Raw genomic sequence first — 16549 nt, forward strand, 5'->3', positions numbered from 1 at the left:
GCACCAACGGTACGACCACCTTCGCGAATAGCGAAGCGCAGGCCGTCTTCCATGGCGATCGGCTTGATCAGGGTGACAACCATTTTGATATTGTCGCCCGGCATTACCATCTCAACACCTTCCGGCAGTTCGCACGAACCGGTTACGTCAGTGGTACGGAAGTAGAACTGCGGACGGTAGCCCTTGAAGAACGGGGTGTGACGACCACCTTCTTCCTTGGACAGCACGTACACTTCTGCTTCGAACTTGGTGTGCGGCTTGATGGTGCCCGGCTTGGCCAGAACCTGACCACGCTCAACTTCATCACGCTTGGTACCGCGCAGCAGTACGCCACAGTTCTCACCCGCACGACCTTCGTCGAGCAGCTTGCGGAACATTTCAACACCAGTACAGGTGGTCTTCAGGGTCGGACGCAGGCCAACCACTTCGATCTCTTCCTGGATTTTGACAATGCCACGCTCAACACGACCGGTTACCACGGTGCCACGACCGGAGATCGAGAACACGTCTTCGATCGGCATCAGGAACGGCTTATCAATGGCACGCACCGGCTCCGGAATGTAGCTGTCGAGAGTCTCGACCAGCTTCTTCACGGCAGTGGTACCCATTTCGTTGTCGTCCTGACCGTTCAGAGCCATCAGCGCGGAACCGATCACGATCGGAGTGTCATCACCCGGGAAATCATAGGTGGACAGCAGGTCGCGAACTTCCATCTCGACCAGCTCCAACAACTCAGCGTCATCCACCATGTCGGCCTTGTTCAGGAACACGACAATGTACGGAACGCCTACCTGACGGGACAGCAGGATGTGCTCACGAGTCTGCGGCATGGGGCCGTCGGCAGCCGAGCAAACCAGGATCGCACCGTCCATCTGGGCAGCACCGGTGATCATGTTCTTCACATAGTCAGCGTGACCCGGGCAGTCAACGTGCGCGTAGTGACGAGTCTCGGAGTCATACTCTACGTGAGCAGTGTTGATGGTGATACCGCGAGCCTTCTCTTCCGGGGCGCTGTCGATCTTGTCGAAGTCAACCTTGGCGGAACCGAATACTTCGGAGCACACGCGGGTCAGAGCAGCAGTCAGAGTGGTCTTGCCATGGTCAACGTGACCAATGGTGCCAACGTTGACGTGCGGTTTGTTACGTTCAAATTTTTCCTTAGCCACGACAGTAAACCTCTTACTTAAAGGGCGGAATTAGCCTTGTTTTTTAACCAGCGCTTCGACGATGTTCGACGGAGCTTCTGCGTACTTGGAGAACTCCATGGAGTAGCTCGCGCGACCCTGGGACATGGAGCGAACGTCGGTAGCGTAACCAAACATCTCGCCCAGCGGTACTTCGGCACGGATAACCTTGCCGGACACCGAGTCTTCCATACCCTGGATCAGACCGCGACGACGGTTCAGGTCACCCATCACGTCGCCCATGTAGTCCTCGGGGGTCACTACTTCTACCTTCATGATCGGCTCAAGCAGCTTACCACCGCCCTTCTGGGCCAGTTGCTTGGTCGCCATGGAAGCAGCGATCTTGAACGCCATTTCGTTGGAGTCCACATCGTGGTAGGAACCATCGAACACCGAAGCCTTCAGGCCGATCAGCGGATAACCGGCAACGACGCCGTTCTTCATCTGCTCTTCGATACCTTTCTGAATGGCCGGAATGTATTCCTTCGGAACCACACCACCCACGACTTCGTTGGTGAACACCAGACCTTCGGTGATATTGCCCTTGTCGTCCACATCCGGAGTCGAGAAGCGAATCCAGCAGTGACCGAACTGACCACGACCACCGGACTGACGAACGAACTTGCCTTCGATCTCGACATTGTCCTTGGAGATGGTTTCACGGTAGGCAACCTGCGGCTTACCGATGTTGGCATCTACGCCGAATTCACGCTTCATGCGATCGACAATGATGTCCAGGTGCAGCTCGCCCATACCACCAATGATGGTCTGGCCGGACTCTTCGTCGGTCTTGACGCGGAACGACGGGTCTTCCTGAGCCAGCTTGCCCAGAGCGATACCCATTTTCTCCTGGTCAGCCTTGGTCTTCGGCTCGACAGCCACGTGAATCACGGGCTCCGGGAAGTCCATGCGCTCGAGAACGATCTGCTTGTCCAGATCACACAAGGTATCACCGGTGGTGACATCCTTCATGCCGATCAGGGCAGCGATATCGCCCGCGCGCACTTCCTTGATTTCTTCACGCTGGTTGGCGTGCATCTGCACCATACGACCAACGCGCTCTTTCTTGCCCTTGACCGAGTTGATCACCGAGTCGCCAGAAGACAGCACACCGGAATACACGCGAACGAAGGTCAGCGTACCAACGAAGGGGTCGGTAGCGATCTTGAACGCCAGCGCCGCGAACGGCTCATCGTCACTGGACTTGCGGCTGTCGACCTTCTCGTCATCATCCGGGTGCACACCCTTGATGGCTTCGACTTCGTCAGGCGCAGGCAAGTAGTCGATTACGGCATCGAGAACCAGAGGAACACCCTTGTTCTTGAACGAAGAACCACAAACTGCCGGAACGATTTCACAGGCCAGGGTACGCTGACGCAGACCAGCCTTGATCTCTTCGACGGACAGATCGCCCTCTTCGAGATACTTGTTCATCAGCTCCTCATTGGCTTCGGCTGCAGCCTCGACCATGTTGGAGCGATACTCTTCGGCCAGGTCCTGCAGCTCCGCGGGAATCTCTTCCTCGCGGTAGGTCATGCCCTTGTCTTCGTCGTTCCAGTAGATCGCCTTCATCTTCAGCAGATCGATCTGCCCGGCGAAGTTTTCTTCTGCGCCAATGGCCAATTGAACCGGAACCGGGGTATGCCCCAGACGCTTCTTGATCTGCTCAACCACACGCAGGAAGTTGGCGCCCTGACGGTCCATTTTGTTGACGTAGACGATACGCGGCACACCGTACTTGTTGGCTTGGCGCCATACGGTTTCCGACTGCGGCTCCACACCGGAGGTACCACAGAACACCACGACGGCACCATCGAGTACACGCAGCGAACGCTCTACTTCGATGGTGAAGTCCACGTGACCGGGGGTATCGATTACGTTGACACGGTACTTGTCCGGGAACTGACTGCGCGAGCCCTGCCAGAAAGTGGTTACAGCAGCGGAAGTGATGGTAATACCACGTTCCTGCTCCTGCACCATCCAGTCGGTAGTAGCCGCGCCATCATGCACTTCACCCAGCTTGTGGTTTACGCCGGTATAAAACAGTACACGCTCGGTCGTGGTGGTCTTGCCCGCGTCAACGTGGGCACAGATACCGATGTTCCGGTAGCGATTGATTGGGGTAGTACGAGCCATAAAGCCCTCGCGAAGTTAATGACGCTGAAATTAGAAGCGGTAGTGCGAGAAGGCCTTGTTGGCCTCGGCCATACGGTGCACGTCTTCACGCTTCTTCACCGCGGCGCCTTTGCCTTCAGCGGCATCCAGCAGCTCGCCAGCGAGGCGCAGAGCCATGGACTTCTCACCGCGCTTGCGCGCGTAGTCCACCAGCCAGCGCATAGCCAGGGCGTTACGACGGGACGGACGAACTTCGACCGGAACCTGGTAGGTAGCACCGCCGACACGGCGGGACTTTACTTCGACCAGCGGAGCGATGGCGTCGAGAGCTTTCTCGAAGATCTCCAGGGGATCGCTGTTCTTGCGTGCTTTGACGGTTTCCAGAGCACCGTAAACGATGCGCTCGGCAACGGCCTTCTTGCCGCTTTCCATCACGTGGTTCATGAATTTGGCGAGAAGCTGACTTCCGTACTTCGGATCGTCCAGAATCTCACGCTTGGCTGCTACACGACGTCTTGGCATTGATAAGCCCTCAAACGGTCTTCAGGTTAGCCCGGGACTGTGCCCGACCTTACTCTTATCGACTCAATAAAAAGAAAAAACGGTTGCGCGCGAATTACTTCGGACGCTTGGTACCGTACTTGGAACGACCCTGCTTACGGTCTTTAACACCGGTGGTATCCAGCGAACCACGCACGGTGTGATAACGCACACCCGGAAGGTCTTTTACACGACCGCCACGGATCAGCACGACGCTGTGCTCCTGCAGGTTGTGGCCTTCACCGCCGATGTACGAAGAAACTTCGTAACCATTGGTCAGGCGCACACGGCAGACCTTACGCAGTGCCGAGTTGGGTTTTTTCGGCGTAGTGGTGTATACGCGAGTGCACACGCCACGACGCTGCGGGCAGTTCTGCAGCGCAGGCACGTCGGATTTTTCGACGATGCGCTTGCGCGGCTGACGCACCAGCTGGTTAATCGTTGCCATCTATAAGCTCCACTGTTGTCTTTCGACGCTATTGCTTTACGGGTAAAGCAAAATGGCAGAGCAACATGCCCTGCCAAATTTAGGGGTGCATGAGTCTAAAGAGACTACCCGCCCCCGTCAAGGCAAAGCCCGGGCGATTGCTCACCCGGGCCATGCACTCAATTATCCCCGGAGTTCAGCGCTTCGGTCAGTGCGGCTTCCACCTCACTGGCGCTGACACGCACAGGTTTGTCGGCATCACGCTTACGCTTGCGCTCGGCATGATAGGCCAGACCGGTACCGGCAGGAATCAGACGACCCACCACCACGTTTTCCTTCAGACCACGCAGGTAATCACGCTTGCCGGTGACAGCCGCCTCGGTAAGCACGCGAGTGGTTTCCTGGAAGGACGCCGCGGAGATGAACGACTCAGTCGACAGCGAAGCCTTGGTGATACCCAACAGCACACGGGTGTACTTGGCGATGAACTTGTCTTCCGCAGCCAGGCGCTCGTTTTCGCCCAATACAGAAGTCAGCTCGACCTGATCACCCTTGATGAAGCTGGAATCGCCCGACTCGCTCACCTCAACCTTGCGCAGCATCTGACGCAGGATGGTTTCGATGTGCTTGTCGTTGATCTTCACGCCCTGCAGGCGGTAAACGTCCTGGATCTCGTTGACGATGTACTTGGCCAGCGCACTCACACCCAGCAGACGCAGGATGTCGTGCGGGTCGCTCGGACCGTCGGAAATCACTTCACCCTTGTTCACCTGTTCGCCTTCGAAGACGTTGAGGTGACGCCACTTCGGAATCAGCTCCTCGTACGGATCGCTGCCATCGGTCGGTGTGATGACCAGACGGCGCTTGCCCTTGGTCTCTTTGCCGAAGCTGATGGTGCCGCTGATTTCCGCGAGGATCGACGCCTCTTTCGGGCGACGCGCCTCGAACAGGTCGGCAACACGCGGCAGACCACCGGTGATGTCGCGGGTCTTCGAAGTTTCCTGCGGGATACGCGCGATGACGTCACCGACACCGATCTGTGCACCGTCAGCCACGCCAACCAGGGCGTTTGCCGGCAGGAAGTACTGGGCCGGTACGTCGGTACCTGGCAACAGCAATTCCTTGCCATTGGCATCGACCAGCTTCAGGGCAGGACGAATATCCTTGCCAGCCGCCGGACGATCCTTCGGATCAAGCACTTCGATGTTGGTCAGACCGGTCAGTTCGTCGGTCTGACGCTTGATGGTGATGCCTTCCTCCATGCCAACGAAGGTCACTGTACCTTTCATCTCACTGACGATCGGGTGGGTGTGCGGATCCCACTTGGCCACGATGGCACCGGCGTCGACCTTGTCGCCTTCCTTCACGGAAATAACGGCACCGTAAGGCAGCTTGTAGCGTTCACGCTCACGGCCAAACTCATCGGCCACCGCCAGCTCACCAGAGCGGGAAACCGCGACCAGGTTGCCGTCCACGCGCTCGACGTGCTTGAGGTTGTGCAGACGGATCGCTCCGCCATTCTTCACTTGGACGCTATCGGCAGCCGAGGTACGGCTGGCGGCACCACCAATGTGGAAGGTACGCATGGTCAGCTGGGTGCCCGGCTCACCGATGGACTGGGCAGCAATGACGCCGACCGCTTCACCGATGTTGACCTGATGACCACGTGCCAGATCGCGACCGTAGCACTTGGCACAGATACCAAAGCGGGTTTCACAGGTGATCGGCGAACGCACGACCACCTCATCGATACTGTTGCGCTCGATGAACTCGACCCACTTCTCGTCAACCAGAGTACCGGCCGGCACGATGACTTCATCGCTGCCCGGCTTGAACACATCCTTGGCGATAACACGGCCCAGCACGCGCTCACCGAGCGGCTCGACCACATCGCCGCCTTCGATATGCGGAGTCATCAGCAGGCCGTGCTCGGTGCCGCAATCGATCTCGGTCACCACCAGATCCTGCGCCACATCGACCAGACGACGGGTCAGGTAACCGGAGTTGGCGGTCTTCAGTGCGGTATCCGCCAGACCTTTACGCGCACCGTGCGTGGAGATGAAGTACTGCAGTACGTTCAGACCTTCACGGAAGTTCGCGGTGATCGGCGTCTCGATGATCGAACCGTCCGGCTTGGCCATCAGGCCACGCATACCGGCCAGCTGACGGATCTGCGCAGCACTACCACGCGCCCCCGAGTCGGCCATCATGTACATGGAGTTGAAGGACTCCTGTTCGACGGTCTTGCCCTCGCGGTCGACCACCTTCTCTTTCGAGAGGTTGGCCATCATCGCCTTGGACACTTCGTCGTTGGCTTTCGACCACAGGTCGATCACCTTGTTGTACTTCTCGCCCTGGGTGACCAGGCCGGAGGCGTACTGCGATTCGATTTCCTTCACTTCCTCGGTGGCGGCGTCGATGATGCGCGCCTTCTCATCCGGGATGACGAAGTCGTTCACGCCGATCGACACACCGGAGATGGTCGAGTAGGCGAAACCGGTGTACATCAGCTGGTCGGCGAAGATCACAGTGTCCTTCAGACCCACCGTGCGGTAGCACTGGTTGATCAGTTTGGAAATCGCCTTCTTCTTCATCGACTGGTTGACCACGTCGAACGACAGGCCGGCCGGGACGATCTGGAACAGCAGCGCACGGCCGACGGTGGTGTCGACGATACGGGTGTTCTTGACCAGGCTGCCGTCCTTCTGCTTGACGGTCTCGTTGATGCGCACCTTGACCTTGGCATGCAGCGAAGCCTCACCGGCGCGGAACACCCGGTCGACTTCCTGCAGGTCGGCAAACACGCGACCTTCACCCTTGGCGTTCACCGCTTCACGGGTCATGTAGTACAGACCCAGTACCACGTCCTGCGACGGCACGATGATCGGCTCACCGTTGGCAGGCGACAGCACGTTGTTGGTCGACATCATCAGCGCGCGCGCTTCCAGCTGGGCTTCCAGCGTCAGCGGCACGTGTACGGCCATCTGGTCACCGTCGAAGTCGGCGTTGTACGCGGCACAAACCAGCGGGTGCAGCTGGATCGCTTTACCTTCGATCAGCACCGGCTCGAACGCCTGGATGCCCAGACGGTGCAGGGTCGGTGCGCGGTTGAGCAGTACGGGATGTTCGCGAATCACTTCAGCGAGAACGTCCCACACCTCGGGCAGCTCGCGCTCGACCATCTTCTTGGCCGCCTTGATGGTAGTGGCCATACCGCGCATTTCCAGCTTGCCGAAAATGAACGGTTTGAACAGCTCGAGGGCCATCTTCTTCGGCAGACCGCACTGGTGCAGACGCAGGGTCGGACCCACAGTAATTACCGAACGGCCGGAGTAGTCCACGCGCTTACCGAGCAGGTTCTGACGGAAGCGGCCTTGCTTACCTTTGATCATGTCGGCCAGCGACTTCAGCGGACGCTTGTTCGAGCCAGTGATGGCGCGACCGCGACGACCGTTGTCGAGCAGGGCGTCGACCGCTTCCTGCAGCATGCGCTTTTCGTTGCGCACGATGATGTCCGGCGCCGACAGATCGAGCAGGCGCTTCAGGCGGTTGTTACGGTTGATCACGCGGCGATACAGATCGTTCAGATCGGAAGTCGCGAAGCGGCCGCCATCCAGCGGAACCAGCGGACGCAGGTCCGGCGGCAACACCGGCAGGACAGTCAGCACCATCCACTCTGGATGGTTGCCGGAGTCCTTGAAGGCTTCCATCAGCTTCAGGCGCTTGGACAGCTTCTTGATCTTGGTTTCCGAATTGGTCTGCGGGATTTCCTCGCGCAGACGGGAAATCTCGTGATCCAGGTCGATCGCCAGCAGCAGCTCGCGTACCGCTTCAGCACCCATGCGCGCGTCGAAGTCGTCACCGAACTCTTCAAGGGCTTCAAAGTACTGTTCGTCGTTGAGCAGCTGGCCCTTCTCCAGGGTGGTCATGCCCGGATCGATCACCACGTAGCTCTCGAAATAGAGCACGCGTTCGATGTCACGCAGGGTCATGTCCAACAGCAGGCCGATACGCGACGGCAGCGACTTGAGGAACCAGATGTGGGCGACCGGCGAAGCCAGCTCGATGTGGCCCATGCGCTCGCGACGCACCTTGGCCAGCGCCACTTCCACGCCGCACTTCTCGCAGATCACGCCACGGTGCTTGAGGCGCTTGTACTTGCCGCACAGGCACTCATAGTCCTTCACCGGGCCAAAGATCTTGGCGCAGAACAGGCCATCGCGCTCCGGCTTGAAGGTACGGTAGTTGATGGTTTCCGGCTTTTTCACTTCGCCGAAGGACCAGGAACGAATCATCTCGGGCGAAGCCAGGCCGATACGAATGGCATCGAACTCTTCGATTTGACCCTGGTTTTTCAACAGATTAAGCAAGTCTTTCAAGGCCTTTCCTCCTCACGGACCTGCTGCGGCCGTCAGCGCGGCCGCAGCAGAACGTGTTATTCGGTTTCCAGTTCGATGTCGATACCGAGCGAGCGGATCTCTTTGATCAGCACGTTGAAGGACTCGGGCATGCCGGCCTCCATGCGGTGATCGCCGTCCACGATGTTCTTGTACATCTTGGTCCGGCCGTTCACGTCGTCCGACTTCACGGTCAGCATTTCCTGCAGGGTGTAGGCGGCGCCATAGGCTTCCAGCGCCCAGACCTCCATCTCCCCGAAGCGCTGACCACCGAACTGCGCCTTACCACCCAGCGGCTGCTGGGTAACCAGGCTGTAGGAACCGGTGGAACGGGCGTGCATCTTGTCGTCGACCAGGTGGTTCAGCTTGAGCATGTACATGTAGCCGACGGTGGTCGGACGCTCAAACTGATTACCGGTACGGCCGTCGAACAGGCGCATCTGGCCGCTTTCCGGCAGATCGGCCAGCTTCAACATGGCCTTGATCTCGCTCTCCTTGGCACCGTCGAAGACCGGAGTAGCCATCGGCACACCGCCCTTGAGGTTCTTCGCCAGTTCGAGGATCTCGTTATCGGAGAAGGACTCGAGGTTTTCCTGGCGGCCACCGATCTCGTTGTAGATCTCGGTGAGGAACTTGCGCAGTTCAGCGACCTTGCGCTGCTCTTCAAGCATACGGTTGATCTTCTCGCCTAGGCCCTTGGCCGCCAGGCCCAGGTGGGTTTCGAGGATCTGTCCGACGTTCATACGCGAGGGTACGCCCAGCGGGTTGAGGACGATGTCGACCGGTGTGCCATTGGCATCATGCGGCATGTCTTCGACCGGCATGATCACCGAGACCACACCCTTGTTACCGTGACGACCGGCCATCTTGTCGCCCGGCTGGATACGACGCTTGATAGCCAGGTAGACCTTGACGATCTTCAGTACGCCCGGCGCCAGATCGTCGCCCTGCTGCAGCTTGCGCTTCTTGTCTTCGAACTTGTCGTCGAGCAACTGACGGCGGTCGGAGATGTAGGCCTGCGCCTTCTCCAACTGCTCGTTGAGCGCATCGTCGGCCATACGCAGCTTGAACCACTGACCACGCTCAAGGCCGTCGAGGAACTCATCGGTGATGACCGCGCCTTTCTTCAGACCGGCACCGCCTTCTGCCTTGGCACCAACCAGCGCTGAACGCAGACGCTCGAAGGTGGCACCTTCAACAATGCGGAACTCTTCGTTGAGGTCCTTGCGGATCTCGTCAAGCTGCTGCTTTTCGATGGACAGCGCGCGGCTGTCACGCTCAACGCCGTCACGGGTGAACACCTGCACATCAATCACAGTACCCTTGGTGCCGGTCGGCACACGCAGGGAGGTGTCCTTCACATCAGACGCCTTCTCACCGAAGATCGCACGCAGCAGCTTCTCTTCCGGGGTCAGCTGGGTTTCGCCTTTCGGGGTGACCTTACCAACTAGGATATCGCCCGGACCAACCTCGGCACCGACATAGACAATGCCTGCTTCGTCGAGCTTGTTCAGCGCAGCTTCACCCACGTTGGGAATGTCCGCGGTGATCTCTTCAGCACCCAGCTTGGTATCCCGGGCGACACAGGTCAGCTCCTGGATATGGATGGTGGTGAAACGATCTTCCTGAACCACGCGCTCGGACAGGCAGATGGAGTCTTCGAAGTTGAAGCCGTTCCACGGCATGAACGCGACGCGCATGTTCTGACCCAGCGCCAGCTCACCCATGTCGGTGGACGGGCCGTCAGCCATGATGTCGCCGCGCGCCACCTGATCACCCTTCTGTACCAGCGGACGCTGGTTGATGCAGGTGTTCTGGTTGGAGCGGGTGTACTTGGTCAGGTTGTAGATATCGACACCGGCTTCGCCTGTTTCGACTTCGTCATCGTTGACACGCACCACGATGCGGCTAGCGTCGACGGAGTCGATCACACCACCACGACGGGCCACGACGCAAACGCCGGAGTCACGAGCAACGTTGCGCTCCATGCCGGTACCCACCAGCGGCTTGTCGGCACGCAGGGTCGGCACAGCCTGACGCTGCATGTTCGACCCCATGAGGGCGCGGTTGGCGTCGTCGTGCTCGAGGAACGGAATCAGGGAAGCAGCAACCGAGACAACCTGCTTGGGCGAGACGTCCATCAGGGTGACGTCTTCCGGCGCCTTCACGGTAAATTCGTTGAGGTGACGTACTGCCACCAGCTCGTCGACCAGCTCACCCTTGTCGTTCAGGGTCGCGGAGGCCTGAGCGATCACGTGATCGGCTTCTTCGATAGCAGACAGGAAGACGATTTCGTCAGTGACCTTGCCTTCCTTGACCACACGGTACGGACTTTCCAGGAAGCCGTACTGGTTGGTGCGGGCGTAGGCGGCCAGCGAGTTGATCAGACCGATGTTCGGACCTTCAGGGGTCTCAATCGGGCACACGCGACCGTAGTGGGTCGGGTGTACGTCACGGACTTCGAAGCCGGCACGCTCACGAGTCAGACCACCTGGGCCAAGCGCGGAAACACGACGCTTGTGGGTGATCTCGGAGAGCGGGTTGTTCTGGTCCATGAACTGCGAAAGCTGGCTGGAACCGAAGAACTCCTTCACCGCCGCGGCAACCGGCTTGGCGTTGATCAGGTCCTGCGGCATCAGGCCTTCGCTTTCGGCCATCGACAGACGTTCCTTGACCGCGCGCTCGACACGCACCAGGCCGACACGGAACTGGTTCTCGGCCATTTCGCCGACACAACGTACGCGACGGTTACCCAGGTGGTCGATGTCATCGACGATGCCTTTACCGTTACGGATGGCTACCAGAGTCTTCAAAACGTCGACGATGTCTTCCTTGCTCAGCACGCCCGAACCTTCGATCTCGGTGCGACCGATACGACGGTTGAACTTCATGCGGCCAACAGCCGACAGGTCGTAACGCTCGGCACTGAAGAACAGGTTGTTGAAAAGGGTCTCGGCGGCATCCTTGGTCGGCGGCTCACCAGGACGCATCATGCGATAGATTTCGACCAACGCTTCCAGCTGGTTGCTGGTGGAGTCGATCTTCAGTGTGTCGGAGATGAACGGACCACAATCGATATCGTTGGTGTACAGCGTCTCGATGCGCACGACCTGGGCTTTGACAATCTTGGCCAGCAGATCCGTGGTCAGTTCAGCATTGCAGTCGGCAATGATCTCGCCAGTTGCCGGATGCACAATCGCCTTGGCAATAGTACGGCCGAGCACATATTCCAGCGGGACTTCCAGCTCCTTGATGCCGGCCTTGTCGATCTGGTTGATATGACGCGCCGTGATACGACGGCCCTGTTCGACAATGACCTTGCCCTTTTCATCCTGAATATCAAAGGCCGCAATTTCACCGCGCAGGCGCTGGGGAACCAGCTCCAGCTTGAGGCGCTCACCTTCGACATGGAATACGTTGGTATCGTAAAAATTCGTGAGAATCTCTTCGGTGCCATAGTTAAGCGCGCGCAACAAAACCGAGGCAGGCAGTTTGCGACGACGGTCGATACGCACGAAAACGCAGTCCTTGGCATCAAACTCAAAGTCCAGCCAGGAACCACGATAGGGAATGATGCGCGCGGAATACAGCAGCTTGCCCGAGCTATGGGTCTTGCCACGGTCGTGGTCGAAGAACACACCCGGAGAACGGTGCAGCTGGGAAACGATCACCCGCTCGGTACCATTGATGACGAAGGTACCGTTCTCGGTCATGAGCGGAATTTCGCCCATGTAAACTTCTTGCTCTTTGATGTCCTTGATCGCTTTGTTCGACGACTCTTTGTCGAAAATGATCAGGCGCACCTTGACTCGCAGCGGCACCGCAAAGGTCACGCCGCGCAACACGCATTCCTTGACGTCAAAGGCCGGCTCGCCCAGACGGTAGCCGACATATTCCAGGGCAGCGTTACCGGAGTAGCTGATGATCGGGAATACGGACTTGAAGGCCGCATGCAGGCCGATGTCGCGGATCTGCTCCTTGCTCACGCCTTGCTGCAAGAATTCACGGTACGAATCCAGTTGGATGGCCAGGAGGTAAGGCACATCCATAACGTCCGGCAACTTGCTAAAGTCCTTGCGGATACGTTTTTTCTCAGTATATGAGTAAGCCATCAGCGTTCCCCAGCTTGGTCACCTGCTTGTTTGGCAGCCGCCGGCGGCGGCTACCAGAAAATCGTGCAAGCCCTACGGCCTGCGCCACCTTTCCGGTGGGTATTCCGTTTACAGCCAGGTACGGCCTAGAACGGAAAAAGGCCGGTGGCAATTGCCACCAGCCGTCAGCCTGTTGCTTAACGCGCGGGCTGTAGACGCAAGGTCGTCGCTTACTTGAGCTCGACTTTGGCGCCTGCTTCTTCCAGGGCCTTCTTGGCAGCTTCGGCTTCTTCTTTCGAAACGCCTTCTTTGACAACGCCCGGGGCGCCATCGACAACTGCCTTGGCTTCTTTCAGACCCAGACCAGTCAGTTCGCGAACTGCCTTGATCACGTTCACTTTCTTGTCGCCAGCGTCAGCCAGGAAGATGGTGAACTCGGTCTGCTCTTCAACAGCGGCAGCGGCAACAGCCGGGCCAGCTGCAACAGCAGCAGCGGCGGTAACGCCGAACTTCTCTTCCATCGCCTTGATCAGTTCAACGATCTGCATGACGGACATTTCGGATACGGCGTTGATGATGTCTTCGTTGGTCAGAGCCATGACTCTAATTCCTGTATTGGGGTGACAGCCTTCGCGGCCATCAAATTAAACAAATAACGTTGAAAGAGGTGAGATGCCTGAATCAGGCAGCAGCGCCTTCTTTCTGGTCGCGAATAGCCGCCAGAGTACGAGCCAGCTTGCTGGTAGCGCCTTGAATCACGCTCATCAGCTGTGCAACGGCTTCGTCGTAGGTCGGCAGAGTTGCCAGTACGTCGATCTGATTGGCTGCAATGAACTTGCCTTCAAACGCAGCTGCCTTGATCTCGAACTTGTCCTGACCCTTGGCAAACTCCTTGAAAATACGGGCAGCAGCGCCCGGATGTTCGTTGGAGAAGGCAACCAGGGTCGGGCCTTTGAACACGTCGTTGAGCACTTCAAAATCAGTGCCTTCAACGGCGCGCTTGAGCAGGGTGTTACGTACGACTTTTACGTACACACCAGCTTCGCGGGCCTCTTTACGGAGTCCGGTCATAGCACCTACGGTCACGCCACGGGCATCAGCCACGACAGCGGACAGGGCAGCTTTGGCAGCCTCGTTGACTTCAGCGACGATGGCCTTCTTGTCTTCGAGTTTAATTGCCACGGGTTTACTCCTGGATGTTACCGTTTCGCCAAGCCAGGCTTGGCGTCGTTTTGGTGTCTGATTCGGTAAGGAATCGGGAGCACCATCTGCGTAGGCAATGGTTTAAGACTTACGTCACCTACGGTCTTGGATAGCCCCCGCCAGGCAGGGACCCCAATAGTTGGGGTGAAGGCTAGCCTTCACCCCTTATCACTTAGGCTTCCAGAGAAGCCTGATCGATCTGCAGACCCGGACCCATGGTGGTGCTCAGGGTAATACGCTTGACATACACACCTTTGGAGGTGGACGGCTTCAGGCGCTTCAGATCAGCCAACAGTGCTTCGACGTTTTCCTTCAGCTTGGTCGGCTCGAAATCAACCTTGCCTACGGAGGCGTGCACGATACCGTTCTTGTCGGTACGGAAGCGTACCTGACCAGCCTTAGCATTCTTGACCGCAGTAGCGACGTCAGGAGTCACAGTGCCTACTTTCGGGTTCGGCATCAGACCACGCGGACCAAGAACCTGACCCAACTGACCGACTACACGCATGGCATCCGGAGAAGCAATGACCACGTCATAGTTCAGATCACCGGCCTTCATTTCGGCAGCCAGATCATCCATACCAACCTTGTCTGCACCAGCAGCCAGAGCAGCTTCAACGCCCGGGCCCTGAGTAAACACGGCAACACGAACAGTCTTGCCAGTACCATTGGGCAGCACGGTGGCGCCGCGAACGACCTGGTCAGACTTGCGCGGATCAACACCGAGGTTGAAGGCAATATCTACCGACTCTTTGAACTTGATGGTCGACAGCTCAGCCAGCAGAGCGGCGGCCTCGACAAAAGCGTATTGCTTGCCAGCCACCACTTTCTCAGCGATAGCCTTTTGGCGCTTGGTCAACTTAGCCATTACACACCCTCCACGTTCAGGCCCATGCTGCGAGCAGAACCGGCGATAGTACGCACAGCTGCATCGAGGTCAGCAGAAGTCAGATCAGCCTGCTTGGTCTTGGCAATCTCTTCCAGCTGAGCACGGGTAACGGTACCCACTTTCTGGGTGTTCGGGCGCGCAGAACCACTGGCGATACCAGCGGCTTTCTTCAGCAATACAGCTGCCGGAGTGCTCTTGGTTTCGAAAGTGAAGCTACGATCACTGTATACAGTGATGATTACCGGGGTCGGCAGACCGGCTTCCATACCCTGAGTACGGGCATTGAAGGCCTTGCAGAACTCCATGATATTCACGCCATGCTGACCCAGCGCAGGGCCAACGGGCGGCGACGGATTGGCCTGACCGGCCTTAACCTGAAGCTTGATGTAAGCTTGGATTTTCTTAGCCATTTAACACTCCAATTATGGGTTCAAGCGCCCAAAGGCTCCCCACTCTCTTTTTTGGGTTTATCCCAGTGACAACAAAGCCCCGCAGCCAAAAGACTGCGGGGCGCGGGATTACATGGTCAGACCTTTTCGACCTGACTGAACTCCAGCTCAACCGGCGTGGAGCGACCAAAAATAATCACAGCCACATGAATACGGCTTTTCTCATAGTTGACTTCCTCAACAACGCCATTGAAATCAGCGAAGGGACCATCAACCACTCGAACCGTCTCACCCGGCTCAAACAGCGTTTTGGGTTTAGGCTTATCACCGCTATCCGCCACACGACGAAGGATGGCCTCAGCCTCCTTCTCGGTAATCGGCGCAGGCTTATCAGCCGTACCACCAATAAAACCCATGACACGAGGCGTATCCTTGATCAAGTGCCAAGTACCCTCGCTCATCTCCATCTGCACAAGAACATAGCCCGGGAAGAACTTGCGCTCGCTCTTGCGTTTCTGGCCGTTACGCATCTCAACCACTTCTTCAGTGGGAACCAGAATCTCGCCGAACTGCTCTTCCATGCCAGCTAACTTGACACGCTCGATTAGCGAGCGCATGACATGCTTTTCGTAACCCGAATAAGCATGCACAACGTACCAACGCTTAGCCACGGCGCACCTATCAACCAACAATCAGAGAAACAAGCCAGCCGAGCAGGGAGTCAAGCCCCCACAACATCAGCGCCATAAGAAGAACCACCAGAACAACAATCATGGTGGTTTGGGTAGTTTCCTGGCGCGTCGGCCAGACCACCTTGCGAATTTCAACGCGCGCCTCTTTCAACAGAACAGCAAAGGCCTTGCCTTTCGCCGTCTGAAACGCCAGAAAGCCCGCTGCAGCAGCAAGCACCAGCAGCACCAGGACACGATAAAGAATCGGCTCAGCGGAAAAATACTGATTCCCGACCACGCCAACAGCAACCAAGAGCGCCACAGCCAGCCACTTAAGGGCATCAAGGCGATTTTCGCTGCCTTCAACTTTACTCGTCATCTAAGAAAATCCTGCTGCAAGAAACGCCAAATTCGCATTTTGGAATTTGGCAGGCCAGGAGGGAATCGAACCCCCAACCTGCGGTTTTGGAGACCGCCGCTCTGCCAATTGAGCTACTGGCCTAGATAAGTCAGGCCGACCATTATGCCGACCTGACGAACCAATATCAACGATTACTCGATGACTTTGGCAACCACGCCAGCACCAACGGTACGACCACCTTCGCGAATAGCGAAGCGCAGGCCGTCTTCCATGGCGATCGGC

At 57.7% G+C, this 16549-nt stretch carries 13 protein-coding genes and 1 tRNA gene; all 14 read right to left on the reverse strand.

Annotated elements, in window-relative coordinates; translation table 11 throughout:
• Nucleotides 1–1166, reverse strand: a 1166-nt coding sequence (tuf, locus tag CW360_RS06010) for an elongation factor Tu (RefSeq protein WP_101193084.1), incomplete at its 3' end; no start/stop codon positions are given.
• 30 nt (nt 1167–1196) lie between these two features.
• A complete protein-coding gene (fusA, locus tag CW360_RS06015; protein ID WP_101193085.1) occupies nt 1197–3320 on the reverse strand; it encodes an elongation factor G in 2124 nt (707 codons plus the stop codon).
• Nucleotides 3321–3350: 30 nt separating this feature from the next.
• Entirely contained in the window at nt 3351–3821 is a 471-nt protein-coding gene (gene rpsG / locus CW360_RS06020) for a 30S ribosomal protein S7 (protein ID WP_093986065.1), read from the reverse strand.
• A 94-nt stretch (nt 3822–3915) separates the two neighbouring features.
• A complete protein-coding gene (gene rpsL, locus CW360_RS06025) occupies nt 3916–4287 on the reverse strand; it encodes a 30S ribosomal protein S12 (protein ID WP_093986064.1) in 372 nt (123 codons plus the stop codon).
• Nucleotides 4288–4445: 158 nt separating this feature from the next.
• Nucleotides 4446–8645 (reverse strand): DNA-directed RNA polymerase subunit beta', encoded by a 4200-nt coding sequence (rpoC, locus tag CW360_RS06030; protein ID WP_101193086.1) that lies wholly within the window; start codon nt 8643–8645, stop codon nt 4446–4448.
• A 56-nt stretch (nt 8646–8701) separates the two neighbouring features.
• Entirely contained in the window at nt 8702–12775 is a 4074-nt protein-coding gene (gene rpoB, locus CW360_RS06035) for a DNA-directed RNA polymerase subunit beta (protein WP_093986062.1), read from the reverse strand.
• Between the two features lie 209 nt (nt 12776–12984).
• Entirely contained in the window at nt 12985–13353 is a 369-nt protein-coding gene (gene rplL, locus CW360_RS06040) for a 50S ribosomal protein L7/L12 (protein WP_093986061.1), read from the reverse strand.
• An 82-nt stretch (nt 13354–13435) separates the two neighbouring features.
• Complete coding sequence (rplJ, locus tag CW360_RS06045) at nt 13436–13936, reverse strand: 50S ribosomal protein L10 (RefSeq protein WP_093986060.1); 501 nt, start codon at nt 13934–13936, stop codon at nt 13436–13438.
• 193 nt (nt 13937–14129) lie between these two features.
• On the reverse strand, nt 14130–14825 hold the full coding sequence (gene rplA, locus CW360_RS06050) for a 50S ribosomal protein L1 (protein WP_093986059.1): 696 nt from the start codon (nt 14823–14825) through the stop codon (nt 14130–14132).
• Nucleotides 14825–15256, reverse strand: a complete 432-nt coding sequence (gene rplK / locus CW360_RS06055; protein WP_101193087.1) for a 50S ribosomal protein L11 — start codon at nt 15254–15256, stop codon at nt 14825–14827. The genes rplA and rplK overlap by 1 nt, the downstream gene beginning before the upstream one ends.
• A gap of 116 nt (nt 15257–15372) precedes the next feature.
• Nucleotides 15373–15906: a transcription termination/antitermination protein NusG gene (gene nusG / locus CW360_RS06060; protein ID WP_101193088.1), complete on the reverse strand. Its 534-nt coding sequence runs from the start codon at nt 15904–15906 to the stop codon at nt 15373–15375.
• 10 nt (nt 15907–15916) lie between these two features.
• Entirely contained in the window at nt 15917–16285 is a 369-nt protein-coding gene (gene secE, locus CW360_RS06065; RefSeq protein WP_101193089.1) for a preprotein translocase subunit SecE, read from the reverse strand.
• A gap of 47 nt (nt 16286–16332) precedes the next feature.
• A tRNA-Trp gene (locus CW360_RS06070) sits at nt 16333–16408 on the reverse strand.
• A 50-nt stretch (nt 16409–16458) separates the two neighbouring features.
• Nucleotides 16459–16549 (reverse strand): EF-Tu C-terminal domain-related protein (locus CW360_RS06075; protein ID WP_483878456.1); only part of this gene is annotated, 91 nt, incomplete at its 5' end.

Source organism: Pseudomonas fluvialis (assembly GCF_002835605.1).
Classification (GTDB): Bacteria; Pseudomonadota; Gammaproteobacteria; order Pseudomonadales; family Pseudomonadaceae; genus Aquipseudomonas; species Aquipseudomonas fluvialis.